This is a genomic window from Shewanella acanthi (assembly GCF_019457475.1).
GTDB lineage: Bacteria > Pseudomonadota > Gammaproteobacteria > Enterobacterales > Shewanellaceae > Shewanella > Shewanella acanthi.
Map to the genome: position 1 here is coordinate 651,714 of NZ_CP080413.1, position 21,029 is coordinate 672,742.

Annotated in this window: 30 protein-coding genes; 25 read left to right on the forward strand and 5 right to left on the reverse strand. The window is 50.1% G+C overall.

Features of this window, described 5'->3' with window-relative positions; genetic code table 11:
- Window positions 1–15: 15 nt before the first annotated feature.
- Genes K0H61_RS02850 through K0H61_RS02860 form a run of 3 tightly spaced genes read right to left on the reverse strand, consistent with a single transcriptional unit; the run spans window position 16 to window position 829 of the window.
- Window positions 16–273 carry a pyocin activator PrtN family protein gene (locus K0H61_RS02850; protein ID WP_220051262.1) on the reverse strand — a complete coding sequence of 86 codons (258 nt, stop codon included), beginning with the start codon at window positions 271–273 and terminating at the stop codon, window positions 16–18.
- Window positions 270–458, reverse strand: a complete 189-nt coding sequence (locus tag K0H61_RS02855; RefSeq protein WP_220051263.1) for a hypothetical protein — start codon at window positions 456–458, stop codon at window positions 270–272. Before K0H61_RS02855 ends, K0H61_RS02850 begins: the two co-directional genes overlap by 4 nt.
- Before the next feature lie 8 nt (window positions 459–466).
- Window positions 467–829, reverse strand: coding sequence for a hypothetical protein (locus K0H61_RS02860; RefSeq protein ID WP_220051264.1), 363 nt, complete (start codon window positions 827–829; stop codon window positions 467–469).
- A 172-nt stretch (window positions 830–1,001) separates the two neighbouring features.
- Between K0H61_RS02860 and K0H61_RS02865 the strand changes: the two genes are divergently transcribed.
- A complete protein-coding gene (locus tag K0H61_RS02865; RefSeq protein WP_220051265.1) occupies window positions 1,002–2,135 on the forward strand; it encodes a hypothetical protein in 1,134 nt (377 codons plus the stop codon).
- Here K0H61_RS02865 and K0H61_RS02870 read toward each other — a convergent pair.
- A complete protein-coding gene (locus K0H61_RS02870; RefSeq protein WP_220051266.1) occupies window positions 2,127–2,825 on the reverse strand; it encodes a S24 family peptidase in 699 nt (232 codons plus the stop codon). The genes K0H61_RS02865 and K0H61_RS02870 overlap by 9 nt on opposite strands.
- A gap of 82 nt (window positions 2,826–2,907) precedes the next feature.
- Between K0H61_RS02870 and K0H61_RS02875 the strand changes: the two genes are divergently transcribed.
- The 24 genes from K0H61_RS02875 (at window position 2,908) to K0H61_RS02985 (ending at window position 19,977) form a co-directional block, all read left to right on the forward strand.
- Window positions 2,908–3,099 carry a Cro/CI family transcriptional regulator gene (locus K0H61_RS02875; protein ID WP_220051267.1) on the forward strand — a complete coding sequence of 64 codons (192 nt, stop codon included), beginning with the start codon at window positions 2,908–2,910 and terminating at the stop codon, window positions 3,097–3,099.
- 41 nt (window positions 3,100–3,140) lie between these two features.
- Window positions 3,141–3,785 carry a toxin YdaT family protein gene (locus tag K0H61_RS02880; protein ID WP_258405995.1) on the forward strand — a complete coding sequence of 215 codons (645 nt, stop codon included), beginning with the start codon at window positions 3,141–3,143 and terminating at the stop codon, window positions 3,783–3,785.
- A gap of 206 nt (window positions 3,786–3,991) precedes the next feature.
- A complete protein-coding gene (locus K0H61_RS02885; RefSeq protein WP_220051268.1) occupies window positions 3,992–4,255 on the forward strand; it encodes a hypothetical protein in 264 nt (87 codons plus the stop codon).
- A gap of 139 nt (window positions 4,256–4,394) precedes the next feature.
- Window positions 4,395–5,141, forward strand: coding sequence for a helix-turn-helix domain-containing protein (locus K0H61_RS02890; RefSeq protein WP_220051269.1), 747 nt, complete (start codon window positions 4,395–4,397; stop codon window positions 5,139–5,141).
- Window positions 5,138–5,824 carry a replication protein P gene (locus tag K0H61_RS02895; protein WP_220051270.1) on the forward strand — a complete coding sequence of 229 codons (687 nt, stop codon included), beginning with the start codon at window positions 5,138–5,140 and terminating at the stop codon, window positions 5,822–5,824. The genes K0H61_RS02890 and K0H61_RS02895 overlap by 4 nt, the downstream gene beginning before the upstream one ends.
- Window positions 5,814–6,077 carry a hypothetical protein gene (locus K0H61_RS02900; RefSeq protein WP_220051271.1) on the forward strand — a complete coding sequence of 88 codons (264 nt, stop codon included), beginning with the start codon at window positions 5,814–5,816 and terminating at the stop codon, window positions 6,075–6,077. Before K0H61_RS02895 ends, K0H61_RS02900 begins: the two co-directional genes overlap by 11 nt.
- Window positions 6,078–6,082: 5 nt before the next feature.
- Entirely contained in the window at window positions 6,083–7,351 is a 1,269-nt protein-coding gene (locus K0H61_RS02905; RefSeq protein ID WP_220051272.1) for a tyrosine-type recombinase/integrase, read from the forward strand.
- A gap of 55 nt (window positions 7,352–7,406) precedes the next feature.
- The gene (locus tag K0H61_RS02910; protein WP_220051273.1) at window positions 7,407–7,625 is read left to right on the forward strand and encodes a helix-turn-helix transcriptional regulator; all 219 of its coding nucleotides are present in this window, start codon (window positions 7,407–7,409) and stop codon (window positions 7,623–7,625) included.
- A 55-nt stretch (window positions 7,626–7,680) separates the two neighbouring features.
- The gene (locus K0H61_RS02915) at window positions 7,681–7,995 is read left to right on the forward strand and encodes a hypothetical protein (RefSeq protein ID WP_434086610.1); all 315 of its coding nucleotides are present in this window, start codon (window positions 7,681–7,683) and stop codon (window positions 7,993–7,995) included.
- A 1,068-nt stretch (window positions 7,996–9,063) separates the two neighbouring features.
- A complete protein-coding gene (locus K0H61_RS02920; RefSeq protein ID WP_220051275.1) occupies window positions 9,064–9,435 on the forward strand; it encodes a DUF4406 domain-containing protein in 372 nt (123 codons plus the stop codon).
- Between the two features lie 284 nt (window positions 9,436–9,719).
- The gene (locus tag K0H61_RS02925) at window positions 9,720–10,259 is read left to right on the forward strand and encodes a lysozyme (protein ID WP_220051276.1); all 540 of its coding nucleotides are present in this window, start codon (window positions 9,720–9,722) and stop codon (window positions 10,257–10,259) included.
- Window positions 10,249–10,752, forward strand: a complete 504-nt coding sequence (locus K0H61_RS17770) for a hypothetical protein (RefSeq protein ID WP_258405996.1) — start codon at window positions 10,249–10,251, stop codon at window positions 10,750–10,752. The genes K0H61_RS02925 and K0H61_RS17770 overlap by 11 nt, the downstream gene beginning before the upstream one ends.
- A complete protein-coding gene (gene lysC / locus K0H61_RS17900) occupies window positions 10,637–10,897 on the forward strand; it encodes an Rz1-like lysis system protein LysC (protein WP_350355042.1) in 261 nt (86 codons plus the stop codon). The genes K0H61_RS17770 and lysC overlap by 116 nt, the downstream gene beginning before the upstream one ends.
- Window positions 10,875–11,204, forward strand: a complete 330-nt coding sequence (locus K0H61_RS02935) for an HP1 family phage holin (protein WP_220051278.1) — start codon at window positions 10,875–10,877, stop codon at window positions 11,202–11,204. The genes lysC and K0H61_RS02935 overlap by 23 nt, the downstream gene beginning before the upstream one ends.
- Complete coding sequence (locus tag K0H61_RS02940; protein WP_220051279.1) at window positions 11,158–11,691, forward strand: terminase small subunit; 534 nt, start codon at window positions 11,158–11,160, stop codon at window positions 11,689–11,691. Before K0H61_RS02935 ends, K0H61_RS02940 begins: the two co-directional genes overlap by 47 nt.
- Window positions 11,666–13,669: a phage terminase large subunit family protein gene (locus tag K0H61_RS02945; RefSeq protein WP_220051280.1), complete on the forward strand. Its 2,004-nt coding sequence runs from the start codon at window positions 11,666–11,668 to the stop codon at window positions 13,667–13,669. The genes K0H61_RS02940 and K0H61_RS02945 overlap by 26 nt, the downstream gene beginning before the upstream one ends.
- A gap of 21 nt (window positions 13,670–13,690) precedes the next feature.
- On the forward strand, window positions 13,691–13,897 hold the full coding sequence (locus K0H61_RS02950) for a DUF6148 family protein (protein WP_220051281.1): 207 nt from the start codon (window positions 13,691–13,693) through the stop codon (window positions 13,895–13,897).
- A 29-nt stretch (window positions 13,898–13,926) separates the two neighbouring features.
- Complete coding sequence (locus K0H61_RS02955) at window positions 13,927–15,501, forward strand: phage portal protein (protein WP_220051282.1); 1,575 nt, start codon at window positions 13,927–13,929, stop codon at window positions 15,499–15,501.
- Window positions 15,407–17,488: a ClpP-like prohead protease/major capsid protein fusion protein gene (locus K0H61_RS02960; RefSeq protein WP_258405997.1), complete on the forward strand. Its 2,082-nt coding sequence runs from the start codon at window positions 15,407–15,409 to the stop codon at window positions 17,486–17,488. Before K0H61_RS02955 ends, K0H61_RS02960 begins: the two co-directional genes overlap by 95 nt.
- Window positions 17,489–17,566: 78 nt before the next feature.
- Entirely contained in the window at window positions 17,567–17,890 is a 324-nt protein-coding gene (locus K0H61_RS02965; RefSeq protein ID WP_220051283.1) for a DUF2190 family protein, read from the forward strand.
- Complete coding sequence (locus K0H61_RS02970; RefSeq protein ID WP_220051284.1) at window positions 17,883–18,242, forward strand: hypothetical protein; 360 nt, start codon at window positions 17,883–17,885, stop codon at window positions 18,240–18,242. The genes K0H61_RS02965 and K0H61_RS02970 overlap by 8 nt, the downstream gene beginning before the upstream one ends.
- 20 nt (window positions 18,243–18,262) lie before the next feature.
- Window positions 18,263–18,820 (forward strand): hypothetical protein, encoded by a 558-nt coding sequence (locus tag K0H61_RS02975; RefSeq protein ID WP_220051285.1) that lies wholly within the window; start codon window positions 18,263–18,265, stop codon window positions 18,818–18,820.
- A gap of 15 nt (window positions 18,821–18,835) precedes the next feature.
- The gene (locus K0H61_RS02980) at window positions 18,836–19,261 is read left to right on the forward strand and encodes a hypothetical protein (protein ID WP_220051286.1); all 426 of its coding nucleotides are present in this window, start codon (window positions 18,836–18,838) and stop codon (window positions 19,259–19,261) included.
- Window positions 19,258–19,977 carry a phage tail tube protein gene (locus K0H61_RS02985; RefSeq protein WP_220051287.1) on the forward strand — a complete coding sequence of 240 codons (720 nt, stop codon included), beginning with the start codon at window positions 19,258–19,260 and terminating at the stop codon, window positions 19,975–19,977. Before K0H61_RS02980 ends, K0H61_RS02985 begins: the two co-directional genes overlap by 4 nt.
- A gap of 58 nt (window positions 19,978–20,035) precedes the next feature.
- Here K0H61_RS02985 and K0H61_RS02990 read toward each other — a convergent pair whose 3' ends face one another.
- On the reverse strand, window positions 20,036–20,626 hold the full coding sequence (locus K0H61_RS02990) for a Rha family transcriptional regulator (protein ID WP_220051288.1): 591 nt from the start codon (window positions 20,624–20,626) through the stop codon (window positions 20,036–20,038).
- Between the last annotated feature and the right edge of the window lie 403 nt (window positions 20,627–21,029).

The following is a 21,029-nucleotide window of genomic DNA, read 5'->3' on the forward strand; positions in this document are numbered from 1 at the left end:
AATGAGTGGCCGCGCTTAAGCAGCACGGTTGTGGATCTGGTCTTTCTTGGCCTCGTCGCGCTGCTTGTCGAGGTAGGCGGCGAGGTCGTTGACGTTGACCAACCAAGGGGCTTTGTTGCCTTCGCCACCACGGAAGGCGGGCACTGGCAGCTTGCCTGCTTTGGCGTAGTTGGCGGCGGTGCGTGGCTCGAGGGCAAAGTAGTCTTTGCTGATTTGCTCGAGCGGCACGATGGCTTTGTTGAATTGGGCCATGAGCAAAAAGGCGGTGTTCATACTGGCTCCTTGGTTGGATTTACTTGCTCAGCTTGATTACGAGCTGCTTGAGCAAGGTGGATTTTTTTGGCTAACTTCCAGCCGTTTAGCACTGCGGTTAAAGCATTGCGCTCGTCGGGGTAGTCGGCTATCAGTTGTTCGGTGTCGGCGATTTGTTTATCGCAGTAGTCGGCGAGCGCGCTCATGGTGTTACCTATTGGTTTGCCGTTAATGAGGGCGCCAGTGATGCCATAAGGGTATGGACGTTGGCGGGGGCTTGGTCGTTGTTCCATACTGTGACGGTGCCATGTAAGCCCTGTTTTGGTTCGACGAAGCGCAGGCTGAAGCGGTTGCCGAGTTCGCCAGTGCGGCCAATAAACTGTTGATGAAAGGCGGGGCTTGGGTGATTGAAGGCTAGGTGCTTTACCAACTCGCCGCAGCGGGTTTGCACGCGGGGGCAATCCATTGGGTTTTGCAGCCCTTTTGCCAACGCCATGAGGCAGGCAAAGCGGATAGCAATTAGCAGACGGAACTCAGTGCGTTGTTTAGCTGATGTTTGCGTTTTATTGAGTATCATTTCCCTGTCCTCTGGTAACGTGTTTAAGTTTTCTTAATAGGAATTTAGGAAAAACTAAGTTTTACGTCAAGCATAAACTTAGGAAAACTTAAAATATTTTTGATTATTTTTTGTTTTCCTGATTTTTAAAGGTGGAAGTGTTATAAATAAATCACTGAACTAAGGAGGGTTTATGGGTTTTGAGATTGTTTTTTGGGTGTGGGCATTTACAGCCATATTTTATCTAATCGTTTACGGTTGGCAGAAACTGGATACTTGGCTTGGGCGGGAGTCTAAAAACCGAGAAACAAATCACAATCACAGACACGAAGCTGCAATTAAACATGAAGATATGCTGTTAGGTATTGAAGGCAGCGATGTTGTAGATGTCAATGATCTGGTAATTTTGAACAAAGGTGCGCCTTTTGAATTTGTTTTTTCCAATGTAGATCTTAAGGTTGCTAACTTTATTAGACAGGTGTTAGTTGATGCCCCTTTTTACGATGAGCATGAAGGTGCTTACAGATCTGTTTATATACTTTGTTATTTGTTTATTATTGAAAAAGTAAAGTGCACTACTTTTGACTTGTTTTTGAATGAAGCCCAAAGTGAACTTTTGGATTTCCAAGAGTTAAAAACTGATTTAAATGTTTATGAGTTTTTAAAGAATAAAAAAATATGCTTAGAAATGTTTAATCTTCCAAATTTAAAAATTGAAGATAAAGAACTAGAAAAAGTTGCTGATTTTATTAGAACACCTAATTTTATTGAAGATTGTTATTACTTAAAGTTTTTAATGGATAGGTATAAGTTTAACGGTGTTCATGTTGTTGATGATAAAGATGATGTTTACTACGATAAATGGCATAGAGCTGTTAGGGACGGTTTCGCGCTTAGAGGGGACGATATCAGCCTTACTAAACTTGTAGAAATGCTCAGAGTAAAAGACATTAATGAGATGTTTGAGGACGTGATCACTCAAAAGTTACATAGAGTGAAGAAAGCACATGATTTTGCTATTAACCATCCTGAATTTAAAGAACGGTTATTTAAAAAATGGCCTTGTGAGAATTTGTTTTGTTTAAACTTAGAAAATGGAAAAGTTTTACAGGACTATTATGATTTCAACATAATTAAGTCAAAGTTAATTATTAACACGTATTTTATTGCTGAGCGCAACTTACAACGTTTTAGTTACAATAGCAGGAACAAGCTAGGCATTGACATATGCGATTCATGCAAAAGTAAAAATATTAAAACAATTACTTTAACTTCAATTAAAACAGCACCACCATATTACATTGGTTGTTCGTGCCGTTTAAATTAAAACAGAATACCAGAATACTTTGCCGATAACCTTCACTTGCTGCACTTGATCGTGGCTTATGTGCTCGTCTGGCCATTCATCTGTGTTGTAGCTGCGTAGGCGCATGCCGCCACCTGGGAGGCGATAGAGCATTTTGACTCTTAACATGCCGTCATGGTTTATGGCGTACATCTTACCGTCGATGATATTGGTGCTGGCAGTATCGACCCCTACGGTTGATCCGTGTGGCAGAACGGGTTCCATACTATTGCCGTTCACCTTAACACAGGCCGCTGCATCAATACTGACACCTTGTTTTTTTAGGGTGGATTTGGCAAAGCGCAACTTAGGGCCATGGTATTCCCTGACCTCACAAATGCCTGCGCCTGCTGCCAGTTCTACATCCATGTAAAACGGTACCTCTACTTCATCATCATGTAATGGGCTATCACTACCCCAAGTTTCCAAACCGCCTGCCCATTCGGCATTTGAAAGCGGTTTGGTTTGTTTTTCTTCACCTAAAATTAACCAATTAGGAGAGCACTCTAGTGCATCTGCTAATTTGTAGAGGTTTTTACCTTTAGGTGAGTAATCCCCAGATTCCCATTGTGAAATGGTAACACTTGAAACTCCAACCTTTTTTGCGAGTTGGAGTTGAGTCAAACCTAGTTCATCTCTACGCGACTTAACGCGATTATTGAATGTTTTCATATAGGTTAGCTTAAATCAATTTGACTTAGGTTTTATTGATATTTATGCTTAGGAAAACTTAAATTTTAAGGGTAACTTAAAAATGAAAACTTGCGATGCTGTTGAGTACTTCAAAGGTAAGTCAAAGTTAGCAAAGGCACTTGGTATTAACCCTGCTTCGGTTTCCCAGTGGGGTGAAGATGTGCCAGCGCTTAGAGCTTATCAACTTGAGCACTTAACTAATGGTCACTTAAAAGTTGGTGAACCTCATTTACTAAGCAATGCAGCTGCTTAATTAACCATATTACTAAGTCTAATTGAGAAGGATTTTTTAGCATGAAACCACAATCACGTTTGAATTTATTAATGAAAACTATTCATCGGGTACTTGAGTTGCCAAAGATGAGCCGATTTGCGTTAGCGATGGATTTTGTTACTGCAGTGCACCGCCTTGGTATGGCCGAACAATTAGCGGCAGAGGGGATTAGTTTTGCCGCGACCAATGATGTGCATAACGATGCGCGGGTTAATGCGCAAAAGTTATTTCGCTGGCTGGGCCAGTATGAGGGACTGCATCCGCAGGTTGAGCGTTTATTTTATGTTGAACAAGCGCTAGTCGCTGCGTTACCTGAAGCCCTGCGGGTGCAGTATTTGAATGATGTGTTTGGCTGCACTGGGGTGACGGTAATTGCGGATTCAATTCGTGATGGGCATGTGCTGAAAGTCGTTGATATGGCCGCCACGTTGACGAAAGAAAACTGTGAGGCACAGGTTGCCGTGATCCATTTAGGCCAAACCCCTTCGCGTGAACAATTGACTACTGCTCATCGCGAATTGCGCGAATCAGCTGCCACTACTCAAGCGAGCATGATGGCGCTGGAGCTGGCGTATCCGTTTTTAGCCGAGCATAGCGTAGTGCAATTGCATGCTAAGCAGGGCAATTGCACTGACAAGAATGAGAGCGTGAACGATGCCGGATAATGTGGACAGAGCCAATGAGTTGGCCGACTGGCATTTTCAATCGGCAATGACGACACGGCAACAACCCCCACTGCGGCGTTTTACAGGGGCGTGTTATTGGTGCAGTGAGAGCGTGTTAAGCCCCAAAACCTTTTGTGATGCTGATTGTCGTGATGATTTTGAGCGCAGTAAAAAGCGCTGATTTAACAAGTAAGACTAGGGAGAGAATGGCAATGAAAGCTTATGACCCAGTTGTATCGATTAAAGCCCCTTTCAAGCATTGGGATGCACTAAATCAGTTAACTGATAACCCCTCGTTAGATAACACCTCAACCCCTGAGGAAGATGCCGAGTTTACGCGCATTACCCGCAATCAAGAGATCGCGGCGATGGCCTGTGTGGCCAGAACGTCACCAACAACGAGTGCTGAGTCTGTTTGCTCGTTGCTATATGACGCTGGTTATCGATTAGTGAGCGCATCAAGCAAATAAGAAAGCCCGCTGAAGTTTGGCGACTGGACGCGGGCTTAATACCTATAAGAGAGGCAAATATTATGTTACGCAGGCATTTGTATTGCGTCAAATATCCGCATGCGCACGACTCGCATAAAAGTGGGTTAGGGTGCGCATTATGAGTATGGAATTAATGGTTAAGGCCATGAAGGCCAAGGTGGGTAATCCGCTACGCAAGCTGGTGTTGATTAAGCTGGCTGATAATGCGAATGACTCGGGCGAGTGCTGGCCGAGTTATCAGTATATTGCAGATCAGTGTGAAATCGGCAAAAGCACGGTTAGAAAACACATTACCGATTTGGCTAAAGCCGGGTTTCTTTCGATTGAATCGCGTAAGGGACCAAAGGGTAATCTAACCAATGTTTATACCCTTACCCTGTGCCACCAGATAGCACACCCTGTATCACCAGATAGCATAGGTATGCCACCAGATAGCACACCCCCTATGCCACCAGATAGCACCGGAATCAGTCACTCTTTAGAAACAGTCAATGAACCTTTAAAAGATTTACCCGCAAAAGCGGGTCAGGCAACGCCATCACCATCGCCAACGTCTTTATCGAAAACAATCGAGTTGGATTATTCCTCTTGGCCTGCCATGCCTAGCCAACCCATTTTTAAAGACTGGCTTGAGGTGCGCAAAAGCAAACGCGCCAAACTCACTCAAAGCGCGATTAACCGCTTAGCGCCGCAGCTGCACCAAGCCGTTGCCGCTGGGTTGAGTGTTGATGAGGTGTTCGAGCTGTGCGCCGCGAAATGCTGGATTGGGTTTGAGTTCATCTGGTTGGTGAATGCGGGTTTAGTGAAAAAAGCGCCAGCTGATTGGTCGAGTGCGGTGTTTAACGAGGGAGACCCATTGCTATGAAATCGATGAAACAGTTGTTGCAAAAGCCGTTAGTTGGCGTAGTTGGGCAAGGGCAAAGTCCATTGAAACCCATGCCTTCGGCGATGGATATGGCGATTGTTGATAGCGTGTTTAGCAAGCTTAGAGTGTTGTTTCCGGTGGGGGCGCCACAGCTCGAAGATGAGCCAATGCATAAGGCCGAATGGCTTAAGACCTTGGCGGCGCAAGGCGTACGCAGCCGTGAGCAGGTGCAGAGCGGCCTTAATCGCGCTCGCCGTGAGCAGGGTGATCGCCAGTTTTGGCCGACCCCGCGCCAGTTTGCCACTTGGTGCCAACCTACGGCCTGTGATTTGGGTTTACCTGCTGTTGATGCGGCCTTTGCTGAGGCTAAACGCCATTACCACCACCCTGATAAGCATATTTGGAGCCACGATCTGGTGCGCCTTGCGGTGCGTGAGACGGGCAGCTGGTTGTTTGCCACCGGTATGGAAGTGGATGTGCGCGCGACCTTCGAGCGCAATTATGCGGTTCTGTGTCGCCGTTATGCTGCGGGTGAATCCTTCGAGAGTGCGTTACCTAAGGCGCTGCCTGAGGTGGTGAGTGTTCCTGTGGAAGCGGCTAAGGCGAAGTCGATTATTTCAACACTGCGCAAGGACTTAGGTTTAAACAGCTCGGCGCTTAAGGGGGCTAACGATGAGCACTAATTCGATTCAACCATCGGGTTCAATTCAACCCTCGGCCAAACCACTGACCCAGCGCGAACGCTTGGCGGCGATTATCACCGGCAGCCGTTATTGGACGTTATTTGAGATCCAGCAGGAGTGTTTGCGCCGTTTTGGTAAGACGGATAGCGAAACGGCGTTAAGTGCGCGGTTTCGGGATATGCCACTGAATAAGCGGGTTAAGCGGCTGCGTGAAGGTAGTAAACACACTTTTGAATATCGGTTGGAGGCGTAGCCATTATGACAAATCCAGTGAGGGCTAGCGGTGTTGAGGTGGGAAAACTCAATGATGCGGCGCTGCGCCGTTGGCTACGGGGTGGGGTGACGCGGGATTTTCGGGATCCGCAGTTTCCGCAAATTCGCTTAAGGGCGACCAGTGACCGGGCTAAAGCCTCGGTGTTTTTGGTGCTGAACGAGGGCGGCAAGACGGTTTGGGATAAGCAGGGGATGTGGCCTGCGATGTGTATTAAGACCTTTTTGGCCGAGTTGCCGGTGATGCTGGCTAAACGCAGTGCGGGGGCTGAGGTGCTGCGCGGTGAGTTTGCGACCGTGGGGGAGTTGCTGGAGTGGTTTGCGGGCCATGTGGAGGGTAACCGCACCTTGAGTAAACCGTGGCGGGCTAACTGCAAATCGATTGTGAGTAAGCATTTGCTGGGGATGTTTCGCGATTTGCCGCTGACAAGCTTGAGCTTTTTGCAGGTGGATTATCGCTTGGCTAAGGCGATGGCCAATGAGGGGTATTCGACTAACTACATCAAACAGGTGGTGAAGGTGCTTAAGCGCGCGGTGAGTGCGGCGGCTGATCTGCGCTTGCTGGAGAGCAATGTGCTGGCGGGGTATCGGGTGGAGCTGAGTTTGAAGATGGCGCCAGCTGTGGGGACAAAGCTCACTGATGCGGATTTGGGGCCATTGTTCTCGGCGCTTAAGGAGGCGGCGCGACCTGTGGCGATGCTGTTTATGTTGATGCTGATGTTTGGTACCCGCATTAACGAGACTCGCCTTGCAAGGTGGGAACACTTTGCCGGTGATTGGTGGATTATTCCGGCCACCAATGCCAAGAGCCGCCAAGAGCATCGATTGCCATTAACCCCAACGGCTAAGGCGTTGCTGGCTGATTATTTGCAGTGGCAGGTGAAGTTTGTGGGTAAGCGGGCGGTGTTGTTCCCTGGTGAAAGTGGTGCTGTGAGTATTCGCACGGCACAGTGGTGGAGTGAGTCGATTCGGTTTAAGGCCTTTACCTCGCATTCGCTTCGAAAGCTGTGCCGAACCATCATCGCCGATATGGGGGTCGATACCATGGTGGGTGAGCGGTTGCTTAACCATGCCCTGCCTGTGCTTTTGCGTACCTATGTTCACTCGACATTGGATAAGGGCATGCTGAGTGCGCTCGATGCTTATCATGCCCATTTGATTAAACGTGGTTTTAGTGAGGTCGCGCCCGAGATAATCCCTAGATCGTTTGGGGATCATCAGAGTAATCAAACACCGAAGGCCAGTGGCTGGCTTTAAGGATCGTTGCATCAACCCTAGAGGAGTATGCAATGGCAGCAAATGGAGTGAATTTATGAGCAATCGCGCAGCGATAATTCTTAAAACCGGCAGGGCGATTCGGGGGCTAAGTCAGGATGAAGTGGCCGAGATTTACGGGGTGCATCGCAGGACGTATCAACGCTGGGAGCAGGGCAAGTGTAACGTACCGAGTGATCACTTGTTTGCCATCTTAGAGCAGGTGTTCAAGTTAACCATCGACCAGATCAGGGAGGCCGCTAATGCAGCCATCTAATGAGCAGTTGCGGGAGTGGGCCAAGTGCAGGGATTTGCGCGAGGAGTTAATCAACATGAAAGCGCTGCGCCTCGCGCTGCATGCCTGGGGGCGTTATTGGGCGCATCAGGAAATGGGTAAGGGCCATGCTAACCGCAGCGCCTGCGATAAGTTTGGCGAGCCTATCGCCTATGGTAGCGGGGTGGTGCATGAGCTTACTGTGCCTAAGCATGTGGCGGTTATCGATAAGCTGGTCGAGAAGCTAACCCCCAACTGCCGCCGTGCTATCCGCGCCCATTACGTGTGTAAGGGCAATTGGGCACTGCTCGGGTTCGACTCGAAGAAGTCTTATATCTACTGGCTCAGACGAGCCGAAATAGCGTTGGCATAAGGGGATAGGTGATGGATGCGCGTTACTGTGAGCACTGCCAGAAGGCGACTAAGCACATTGAGCTTGAGCAGTTATCGTTCCTTGAGCAGTGCGCTATTGCGGTGATCTCTAAGTTCAGTTGTGACCTTAGAGAGCATCGTTATGAGTGCGTTGAGTGTGGTAATCAGAGGGGGTGAGTATGTGGTTTATTAACTGGATTTGCTATTTCAAGTATTTAATTATCTGCAAGCGCCGAGGCTTTTGCCAAAGGAGGCTTTTACACTCGCCATACTCATACTGTCATGACTGCGGCAATGTGTATAAGAACGGTGAGCTAATGGGTGATGATGGATTAACTGATAACGAGCGTGGCATGCGAGCGAGGCATGGCTTTAAGCCAGTGCCATCAGGTGAGTTGCCGCCACCGCCAGCAGCTCCACCAAAGACGCGAAGTTGATAACGGTTATCAATTGCAGTCAGAAACGATCGCGGGTCCTTCCGGCCGCCTTCACTGCGGGGGCGGTGACTCGCGGGCGCTCGGTACATACGAAAATTTTGGGGGGTTGGGTTGTTGTTTTATGTAATATCAATCTAAACCCGTTTATTTATCGCTGTTTAATAGTTATTAACTAAATGATTTAATTAGTATTTGTTATTTATTTGTGACTGTTTGTTTTTGCCCTCTGCCGCCTGCCTGAATATCCCAACTTTGCCAGATCGTTTTTTGATCGTTTGATCTTCGGTTTTGTCTCGTCGCTCGATGTGGGCTTTTCGCCTGGTGAACCTTTGCTGATTGCAGGGGGTAAATCAGTTAACTGATAAGTATTAGATAAATAGGCGGGGCTGAAGCCAATCGAAATCAGTTAACTGATAAGTATCAACAAATTGCGCTGTGATTAAGTTTTCACATATCACAGCTTTACAAAGTTGTCAGCGTCATTTATGGCGCATTATGCGACATATCTGCCGCTTTCAGCGCCCTTAAAAAAGACTAGATTTATGTAAGCTTGCTAAAACTCTGTCGTAAGCGGCTCACACTCTCTCCCCGCAAAAGACTCCCCACGGAGTCTTTTTTATTTGGTGCGCTAAATGGCTCGAAACATCCTTCGCAAAAAAGTGTATATCGCTGGTCCCATGTCGGGGTTGATTGACTTTAATCGCCGCGAGTTTCATTTGGCTGCAGAGGTGCAACGCGAGTTAGGTCATACCGTGTTAAATCCGGCGATTCTGCCCGATGGTTTAACCGAGCAAGAGTACATGAGTATTTGTTTGCCGATGCTGATGTGCTGTGACCGCATTTACCTGCTGGATAACTGGGCGAGTTCAAAGGGCGCTAAGGCAGAGTTCGCTCTCGCTAACAAGCTAGGTCTCGACGTCTTATTTCAGGATGGGAATGATCATGAAGTAACGCTAATTGGTTTGCGTGGTGATGATTGCTCGCAGGATCACCCCGCCGCCTGATCTCGCAGGTGTCATCATTTCGAGAGTTCGCAGCGCAACGCAGTCAGCGAAAGGTGGCCGAGCTTGAAAAAGTAACGGCATGACGTAGGTCGGGTTAGCGCCCCGTTAGTGCAGCAATAGCTTTCTATGAATCCCATTTTCTAGCGAACCCCAGCTGAACAAAAGCGGCTACCTCACTTTCAGTGGGTATTGTGGCCGTGGTGGGTCTGTGTCGCCGAGGTTTCGACCTACTTTCCTCGGACGTTGAAAAACACTAAAAACATCAGCAAACCCTAGGAGTCACAGTGGCACTTTCCTCATCCACCCTCAAGCAGCGGTTAGTGGCGCTGGGGTTAAGTGTTGCCGTGTCACTGGCTGGCGCTGCGTTAATCGCCCCCGCTGAAGCGCCAAACGGTCAGCCTGTCCAGCAAACCTATCTGGATCCTGCTGGCATTATCACGGCCTGTTTTGGTCACACAGGCCCCGAGCTTGAGCGGTACCAATTTTTTAGCGAGCAGCAATGCATTGAGATGTTCGCTAAGGATTTGGGGGAAGCCGACAAGCAGCTGCGCCGCCTCACTTATCCGGTGCAACTCACCGAAGGGGAGCACGCCGCCTACCTGAGTCTGATTTACAACTTTGGCTCGGGTACGTTCCAAAAGTCCACCCTGCGCAAATTGCTGCTCAAGGGGGAGCGGGTCGCTGCATGCAAACAGCTCACTCAGGCCTGCGGTAAATATGGCTGCAATGGCTTTGTCTATGCTGGCGGTTACAAGCTGCAAGGGCTAGTGAACCGCCGCGCGCAAGAACAGGCAATCTGCCTTAAGGATCTCTATGTGGAATAAAATCATTAACGCCACGGGTACGCTGCATATTTACATCATTGCCGCGCTTATCCTGGTGATTGCCCTAATGGGCATTAGCCTCACCGCCACCAAGACGGCGCTGGAATTAAAGGATTCGCAGCTCGAAACCGCCACTGTGACTCAGCGGGGTCTGCAAGCTGACCTCACCAGTGTTACCAATGAACTGCTGGCGCAGGTCGAGGAACGCGAACGGCTTAAGCGCGACTTGGAATTAGAGCGCAGCCTAAATACCCAAGCCGCTATCACCAAGGCGAATATTGAACTCGAACTTGCTGATCAGCGCGCCCTCATCCAACAGCTAAGGACTTCCGGCAATGAGAATACGCGAAGTTGGGCTAATACTGCTGTGCCTGATGATGTTAGTCAGTTGCTCGAACACGCCACCTATTGTGCGCAGCGTGGTCACCGTCAAGAGGGAATATGTATTACCTCCCGACTCCCTGATAAGCCGGTGCCCCCAAGTCGAATGTGACTTTTTACAAAAGCCTGTCGCCAACGCCGATTTGGCCGACTGCATCGCGCAGCTGCTGGCGGTAATAGCAAAATGTGATTCCGATTGGCAAACCCTCGAACAATGGCGAGACAAAAAAAAGCATGAGCAATCCTTACATCAATGACGTATCGACCCAGAAAGGACTCTCACTGACTGCCTATCTGTCGTCATTTATCAGCACATTAGGAGGTGCGCTCAGCATGAATGATGTGGCGATACTGATCGGTATTTTGCTGGCTGTCCTCACTTACATCGGCAACATGTTTTATCAGGAGCTGCGCCGCCGCCGCGAGCAGCGCCAAGAAGAAAAAGACGAGCAGCGCGCGCAGGAGTTGCATTCCGCTGAAATGCAGCTGCTGGCTGCCCAGCTAGAAAAGGTACAGCATGGCACCAATCAAACCCCAAGAGGCCCCGCCTGTCCTGCTGAATAAAACCGACCTGTGCAAGAGTCTGGGGATCAGCACACAGGCCTTCGATAAATGGGATGTGCCAGTACATAGCAAAAAAGGGCGTGAGTGTTTTTACACCGTGGCTGATGTGGTGGCTAACCGAGTCGGCAATGAGCGCAAAAAGCACCTTGGCAAACCCGATGAGGACGATAGCGATAAACCCGATATCGACTTTGAGCGCTACCGGCTCACTAAAGCGCAGGCCGATGGCCAAGAGCTGAAAAACGAAAAAGACCGTAAAGAGGTTATCGAGGTCGCGTTTTGCACCTTTGTGCTTAATCGCATTTCTGCCCAGGTGGCACCCGTTCTCGACCAAACCCATGTGCGCATCAAGCGCAAATTCCCTGATATTCCCGAGCGCTATCTCGATGCCTTCCGAGGGGAGCTGATTAAAAGCCAGAACACCGTGGCCGAACTGGCAAACGGCATTGAGGACCTACTAGATGAGTATATCGGCAGCGCAGATTAAAAATCTGAAAGCCGCCGTTGCCGCTGGGCTGCGCGGCTTTTACCGCCCGCCAATCCTCACCTGTTCCCAATATGCTGACCAGCACTTTTATATGTCGTCGGAGTCCAGCTACACCGAGGGCAAGTGGGAAAGTTTACCCTTTCAAATTGGCATTCTTAATGCCATGGGTAACGACTTGATCCAAACGCTGAACATTATGAAGTCGGCGCGGGTCGGTTATACCAAAATGCTCATGGCCAATGCGGCCTATAAGATTGAGCATAAAAAGCGCAACGTGCTTATCTATCAGCCGCGCGATGCGCAAGCTAAAACCTTTATGAAAAAGCACGTTGAAACCGCGATCCGTGATATTCCCGTTTGGCGTGAGCTTGCCCCTTGGATGGGACGCAAGCACAAAGACAGCACGCTTGAAGATAAGATCTTCAGCAACGGCAAAACCCTGATGGTGCGCGGCGGTACCGCGGCGGCCAACTATCGTGAAATCTCCACCGATGATGTGATTTACGACGAGCTCGCGGGTTTTGACGAGTCCATCGAACACGAAGGTAACGCCACCTCCTTAGGTGATACCCGTGTTGAACTGTCGATGTTCCCCAAATCAATAAGGGGCTCGACCCCTAAAGTGCTCGGCAGCTGCCAAATGGAAAAGGCCTGCAGCGAGTCGCCGCACTTTTTTAAATTCAATTTGCCTTGCCCCCATTGCAACGAGTTGCAAGCCCTTAAGTGGGGCGGGGCAGAAGAACCCTTCGGGATTAAGTGGCGCAAAAACGACAAGGGCGAACACGACCCAAGCACAGCTTATTACCTGTGCGAGCATTGCGGCTGCTGCATCGAGAACAACCAACTCGATGAAATGGAGCTGCACCCCAGCGCGATTTGGATATGCGACAACACCGGCATTCGCACCCCTGACTTTATTGATTTTTTTGATAGTGAGGGTAACGACATTGTCACCCCGTCCAATGTATCGATTCATATCTGGTCGGCCTATAACTCGCTTAACAGCTGGTCAAAGCTGGTCACTGAGTTTTTTAAAGCCAAGGGTGATAAAGAAAAGCTGCAAACCTTCGTTAACACCAAACAGGGCTTACCTTGGGATAACGACAACGGCGAGCGCCTAGAGTGGGAAGATCTAAAACGCCGCCGTGAAATGTACCCTAGCGGCAAAGTGCCTAACTGGGTGGTGTATCTCACCTGTGGTATCGATACCCAAGACGACCGTTATGAGGGCCGTGTGTGGGGCTTTGGCGCAGGCAAAGAGGCGGCGCTTATCGACCGCTTTATTCTGTATGGCGACCCATCAAGCCAAGTGCTCAAAGACAAAGTGGCCGAGCGTATCGGCCAAAGTTATGTCCGTGAAGATGGGGTGATCCTCAATATTGGCGTAGCGGGTTGGGACTCTGGTGGTCACTACACCGATGAAGTCTACAGCATGAGTAAACGGCTTGGCGTGATGCGGGTGATCCCGATGAAGGGTGCCAACGTCTACGGCAAACCGATTGCTAACTTCCCCCGTAAGCGCACCGCCAAGGGCGTGTACTTAACCGAGGTCGGTACCGACAACGCCAAAGAGTTGATTATGGCGATGCTGCGCATCGACCCCGATGTGGATATTCGCAAACCTGGGGCGATTCACCTGCCGCTAAACGAGGCGGTGTGTGACGATATTGAGCTGCAGCAGTTAACTGCCGAGCGCAAAATTCCCGTTCGCCGCGATGGCCGTATTGTCTACCGCTGGGATGCGGGCAAGCGCCGCAACGAAGCACTCGACTGTTTTGTCTATGCCTTGGCCGCGCTGTATATCGCAATGGAAAAATTCGGCATCAACCTCGATAAGTTAGCGCAGGTTGCGCCAATCACCGACAAGTCATCAAGTCCTGACTCATCCAGTCAACCTAAAGCCAAAGCATCACCCAAACCATCCAGCGCCAATAGCTGGCTGAACGGTGGCAGCGGTGGCGGGGGCGGCTGGTTGTAACCAACACCTACGGGATCCCCAATGAGTAAACAGCAGTGCCAACAGATGATAGATGCCTACCTTGCGGCTGAGCTCGATGTGCTGGCGGGTAAGCAAACCACCATCAACGGCAAAACCATGAGCACCGAGGACTTAGGCGAAATTCGCCAAGGTCGCCTCGAATGGGAACGCCGCCTGAATGCCTATAGTCGGCCACAGGGCGGGGTTAAGTTCGCCAGTTTCAACTAATTAATCGCACTCACCCAAAAGGGGATTCAATGAGCATTTTCAACGATGCGCTGGCGTTCTTTTCCCCCCAGTGGGCGCTTAAGCGTCAAGCGGCGGCGATGAGCTATCGCAATCTCAAAGGCTATGAAGCCGCGAGCCCAAGCCGCACCCACCGCGCCAAAAAAGAAGGTCGCGGCGCTAACCAAGCGGTGTTCGCGGCGGGTAAGAGTCTACGGGAGCAGGCGCGCTGGTTAGATGAAAACCACGACTTAAGCATCGGTATTCTCGACCGAATGGAAGAGCGGGTGATTGGCGCCCAAGGGATTGTGGTTGAGCCGCAGCCCCGCAGCTTGAGCGGCGAAATCTTAGATGATTTAGCCAATGATCTGCAGCGCCGTTTTGGCGCGTGGTCACTTAAGCCAGATGTCACAGGGCGCTATAGTCGCCCCGAACTTGAGCGGCTAGTGCTGCGCAGTGCGCTGCGTGATGGCGAGGTATTTGGCCAGCATGTGATGGGGCGGGTCAGTAAGTTTGGTCACCCCAATGAGCAGGGCACCCAATACAGCATCGAAGCGCTTGAGGCCGACTTTATCCCCTATGAGTTTAACGATGTCTCAAAGCGGGTGCGCCAAGGGTTAGAGGTGAACACCTGGGGGCAGGTGGTGGCGTACCATGTGCTGATGGATCACCCCGCCGACCAAGTGGGGTTTCGCCATAAAACCAAGGCTATTCCTGCGGCAAACATGCTGCACTTGGGGCAGTTTAAGCGCCTGCATCAATTGCGGGGGGTGAGCCTGTTCCACGGTATTTTAACCCGCTTAGCCGATATCAAAGACTACGAAGAATCCGAGCGCGTTGCCGCACGGATTGCCGCTGCGCTGGCGTTTTACATTAAGCGCGGTGACGGCACCATGTTTGTCGAGAATCAAAGCGAGTCCAGCAATCGCGAAATCGCCTTCGCCCCCGGCATGACCTTCGATGATCTTCGCCCAGGTGAAGATGTGGGAATGATTGAAAGTAATCGCCCCAACGTCCACATGGTGGAGTTTCGCAACGGCCAGCTTAAAGCGATAGCAGGAGGTAGCCGCAGCAGTTATTCGAGCATTGCCCGCGACTATAAGGGCAGCTATTCGAGCCAGCGCCAAGAGCTGGTCGAGCAGGACGAATCCAACCGCATTATGCAGCAATGGTTTTGTGCCGGTTGGTCGCGCCCCGTATTCCGTAACTGGCTGCGGATGGAACTGCTCAACAAGCAGGACCCATTAACCCTGCCGCCCGATCTCGACCCGCGCACCTTATTTGATGCGGTGTACTACGGCCCCACCATGCCGTGGATTGACCCACGTAAAGAGGCCGAAGGTTGGGAAATGATGATTGCTGGCAACGTAGCAACCGAAGCCGACTGGACCCGCGCCCGTGGCCGCAACCCTGCGGAAGTCAAACGCCAACGCAAACGTGAGGTGGAGTACAACCGCAATAACGGCATGGTGACCGCCAACGACCCCGATCCCTCCCTAGGAGAAAACCATAGTGAAGAAAAAACACTTAACGATGGCGGTGCTCGCGACAATGCTGCCAAGCGCAGCGCTGACCGCGCCCGCCGCAACGCTGAGCCAGATCAGTAATAGCTCACAGCCAAGCCAAAGCTGGTACAGCCTCAAGGCGCAGAACGGCAATGCCGAGCTGATGATCTACGACGAGATTGGCGGCTGGGGCATCAGTGCCCAACAGTTCGCCCGCGACCTTAAAGCCCTTGGCAAAGTCGGTACCATCACCGCCCGTATTCATTCACCAGGTGGTGATGTGTTCGAGGGGATGGCGATTTACAACATGATCAAAGGCCACCCAGCCCATAAGGTGTGTCATATCGACGGCCTTGCCGCCTCGATGGCCAGTGTGATCGCCATGGCCTTTGATGAAGTCATCATGCCGGAGAACGCCATGATGATGGTGCATAAGCCGTGGGGCGGTACCTTGGGCGATGCCGATGATATGCGTAAATACGCTGACTTACTCGACAAGGTCGAGGGCAATTTAGTCGGCGCCTACCAACAAAAAACGGGGCTCTCTGAAGATGAGCTGCATGCCCTGTTAGCCGCCGAAACATGGCTGACTGGGCGTGAAGCAGTTGAAAAAGGTTTCGCCAACACCCTAGCCGATCCGCTGCAAATGGCGGCATCACTCAGTTCTAAACGTCTTAAGGATTTTACTAATATGCCTGAGAACTTGAAATCGCTGTTTGCACCCAGTGGTAACACCACAGTGCCAGCACCACAACCCGCACCTGCGCCAAACGCTCAGGTACCAGCTCCACAACCTGCGCCTGCTCAGCTGGATCCAACCGCTGTGCAAGCCGCGGCTGTTGCGTTAAATGCCGCCCGCATGAATGGCATTAACACGGCGTTTGCAGCGTTCCCGCAACTGGCTGAGTTAAAAAATCAGTGTATCGCTGATGCGACCATTGATGCCGAAAAAGCCAAGGATATGATCTTGGCAAAACTCGGTGAAAGCACCACACCTTCGGCCACCATTCCGAACAAAGCCATTATTCACTCGAGTAACGGCAATATCGTGGGTGACTCGATTCGTGCGCATTTGATGACTCGCGCTGGACATGAAGAAGCCCAAAAAGATAACGGTTACGCCAGCTATAACCTGCGCGAACTGGCGCGTGCTAGCTTGGTGGATCGCGGCATTGGTATCGCTAGCATGACACCAATGCAAATGGTTGGCCTTGCCTTTACCCACTCAAGCTCAGACTTTGGCAGCATTCTGCTGGATGTGGCGAATAAGTCGGTGTTAATGGGTTGGGAAACCGCCGAAGAAACCTTCGAGCGTTGGACCAAAAAAGGTCAGCTGGGTGACTTTAAGATTGCTAAGCGTGTCGGCCTTGGTGACTTTAATAGTCTGCGTGAAGTGCGCGAAGGGGCAGAGTACAAGTACGTTACCGTAGGCGATCACTCACAACAAATCGCATTGGCGACCTACGGTGAGCTGTTCACTATCACTCGCCAAGCCATTATCAACGACGATATGGCGATGTTGACTGATATCCCGATGAAGATGGGCTTTGCCGCTAAAGGCACCATTGGTGACTTGGTTTATGCGGTGCTGACCCAAAACCCTAAACTGGCCGATGGTAAAGCGTTGTTCCATGCAGACCATGGCAACTTAGGCAGCGGCGTACCCAGCGTGGCGTCCCTCGATGCGGCTCGCATGTTAATGCGTAAGCAAAAATCGGGCAACCGTACCCTGAATATTCGCCCTGAGTTTGTACTCTGTCCTGTGGCGTTAGAAACCACCTTTAACCAGATCATTAAGTCGAGCTCGGTAAAAGGTGCGGATGTTAACGCGGGTATCGCTAACCCGATCCAAAACTTTGCTGAAGTTATCGCTGAGGCTCGCCTCGATGATAGCAGTGCAGCAGCTTGGTTCCTTGCAGCAGGCCAAGGCCGTGACACTATCGAAGTGGCTTATCTCGATGGTATCGATACGCCGTATATCGAGCAGCAACAAGGTTTCACCATTGATGGTGTGGCTACTAAGGTGCGTATCGATGCGGGTGTGGCACCACTGGATCACCGTGGTTTAGTGAAATCAACAGGCGTGTAATTGGTAATAGGCCCTAGGTTCTAGGGCCTAGTCTCCTAGCTCATAAACCCTTCTTTACTCCATTAGGAACCTAACCCTATGAAAAACTATTCACAAGATGGTAAGACCATCAGCTTTTTAACCTCCACCGCCTTAGTCAGCGGTCAGGCGGTGTTACTCGGTGCGGTGTTGGTTGTCGCCATTGGTGCCTTTGATGCTACTTCTGAAGCAACTGGCGTGACCGAGGGTGTTTTCGAACTGCCGAAAAAGACCACCGACGATGTTGCCGTTGGCTCAGATCTGTATTGGGATGATGCCGCTGAAGAGCTCACCACCACAGCCACCGACAATACCAAGGTCGGCAAGGCGTGGGTTGCCGCTGCCAACGGTGATGCCACCGTGCAGGTCAAGATCAATGCCTAATTTTGGCAATCGGGTCAGGGATAAAATGGTGCGGGTGTTTCAGCGCTTGGCTGACCCGTGCCGATTTACGCCAGCGGATGGTTCTGCCCCCTTTATTCGCTTGGTGAACTTAGACGATAACGGCGCCGAAATTGCCGCCTCGGCTAATGAGTATATCCCCGAGCTCATTAACCGCGCCGAGTTCTTGCAGAGTGAGGGCAGCGTGAGCGCCGATGATGAATTTGAGCTGGGCGAGCTAGTCACAAATGCGCAGGGCGAGGGCGAGTTTGTCCCCAATGGCAAAAAGGGCAGGCTCACCCAGCGGGTCAGTATGGATTCAGTCAGCGTGACCTTTATCTATGTTCCGCTTTAGTGATCATCGGAGTTAAAACTATGGCACGGATCAAAATTGAAGGGCTCAAAGTAGTCACCAATGAACTAAACCGTATCCGCAATCAGATGACGCCCAATATCAATAAGGCGCTTGCGGATACTGGACCATTTGCCAAGAAAACGGCTGTGAATGCTATTTTCAATAAATATGGTTTTAAATCCAGAGATTACATTGATGAAAACATGACCTTCAGTGTAAATCCTAGTGATTTAAATGTATTTATATCAGCCCGTTATGAGCCAAGTTCGTTAAATAACTTTGCACTTAAAATGAACAAAGGCTTTATGGTCAACACATTAAGGAATCAAAAGATTTGGTTCAAAGGCGCATTTACCGTTATTGGCTTTAACAATAATACAGTAATGTTTTCTCGCAAACGCGGCGATAACTCTTGGCGCACTCTTAAAAAAGAAGAAGCTATAAAAGCGAATACCAAAGTGCCAAAACCACTCTACGGTCCATCCGTAGCGGGTAGTTTTAAAAGTGTGCTACCAGACATAGAAGCGCCAATTATAAAGCATCTACGCGAACGCTACGGCCACCACGCTAGCCGTTAACTAAGAGACAAACTCATGATCCAAGCAATCTTAGACCGCCTCGGGCTGGTTGACGGCGCCACTGTGCGCGAAGGTTTTTATGTGCAGTCCATTGCCAAAGAAAGCAAGTTCATCTTTTTGCAGCCTTATACCGATGCCTTTGACGCTAAAAATGGCATCGATAAATACAAGGATGATCTGGTGCTGCAAGTGGTTGCTGGCGTAAAACTCGCTAAAAATCCGCAACCAACCAGTGAGTTAATCAACCTCGTGCGCGCTATCCGGAGTGCATTCTATAAAGATGAACGCTTCCCCGAAAAACCTAGCTGGTTGCCCTCGGTGATCAGCTTTAAAGAGACAGAACCCTGCAAGTACATCATGCCCGAAGCCCATGAAGAACACGGCCTAGCGGTGCTCACCCTATCCCTTGTTACTACCGTTAAATTTGGAGACTCTCTATGAGTGAGACCATTGTAGAAAGCTATATCGGCTCAGGCATCGTTTACGTTGCTGGCCGAGACGTTGGCAACGCCTCGGGCGTTAAAATTGCCATCGAACAAGAAACAAAATCCCTGCCGAATTACCGTGGTGGCGGTGGTAATGCCGCTGAAATCACTAAGGTAAAATCGGTTAAATTGTCATTTACCATGAATGATTTTAGCAACGCCAACATGGCACTCGCCCTGCGCGGTCGTGTTGAAGTGCTGGCGGCGGGTACTGTCGAAGATGAAGTGCTTACCGCAGTGTTAGATGGTTTAGCGCCAACGGCGTTTTTACTCGACACTAGCGTTGATCCCGAAGTCACCAACAGTGCAGGCACCACCACCTATGTTAAAGATGTGGATTATGTCTTTAGCGCTGGGGGTATCCGTGCGTTATCGACGGGTGATATCACCGAAGCTGAATCCTTAAAAGTCAGCTACACCAAAAAGGCGGGTAATGCGCTGCAGGCCTTAACCGAGTCGGGTCAGGTGGTACCTGTGGTGATCGACGGTGTGAACGATGCCACGGGTAAACCGTGGACGCTGAAGTTTTACAAGTGGAGCCCAAGCCCCACGGCGGGGTTAGACCTGATCGGCGATGACTTTGGCAGCTTTGATATTGAAGGCGGTGTACTTGCCGATGGCTCAATTGTGGCCACAGGCAAGTCTAAGTTCTTCGTGCGCAGCGCGGCCTAAGCGGCTGGAAAATAAAAACGGCTACACACAGTAGCCGTTTTTTGCTGCCGTTGGTGTTTTAGTTTTGTCTTAGGCGCTGGCCTTGGGCTTGGTTGATCACGGCTATCCGTGAAATCTGTTCACTGGCCGCTTGTTGGATCTCGATTAACTGCTCAAGTGATAAAAACCGTGGTTCACGGATATAGTTAACCAGCTTAGCGCGTTTGGTCACAAACTCATCGTCAGCCAAAGGTTGGGATGAAACGATATTGCCACCCTCCCATGTAAACAACATGCGGTTACGTTCAAACGGGCTTTGAGTACGGCTTAATTTGGCTTGGGCTTCGTTAAAGGCATTAATAAAGTTGATCTTCAGTTGCGCGGCTTTGGCACCGGTAAACCCCATGACTAAAAATAGAAAGCCGTCTTTGGTCATTTGGTAAGTGCGTAAATCGCGTGAACTTGAGCCAACCTGTTGATTTTGCACGTTAGCGCAAAAATGCGCTGACGTAAATTCGCTTGGCGCATCAGCTAGAATGCTGTCAATTTTGCGTAATACATCTTTATGTTGCTTACCAAAGTAGAGGGCAACGATTATTGAGGTGGTAATAGTCTGCTGGCCGTTAATAAATACCAGTTTGGTGGGTAAGTTATTAGGTTGTTGGTTCATTGTGTGACACTCCTTGGTTCGTGAGTGATCATCACCTTCTGGTACGAAACATTGGGTGATGAGCTGAGCAAGGTTCGTACTACCGCACCAAGGAGCGGCCCGCCAAATGGCGGCCTCACCCAGCTCACCATAGAGGAGGTGCGCTGAGTCACGCAATAAAAAACCAGCACAAAAGGCTGGCGACTATTGCGCCTTGGTTAACTGCGGGGTACGACTCCCGGCATTGGATTTTGCCAATGCGGTCATAGTATTGCCCCGTTAAGTAAACTTTGTCAATTTTACTTATCAGTTAACTGATAAGTACATGCGCGCAAAAATGCGCTGATGTACCCACTCCCACTCCTATCTCTCTCACTAACGTACAGGTTTTTACGCTGTGGTCGCGAAATCGCGCTCACAGCCT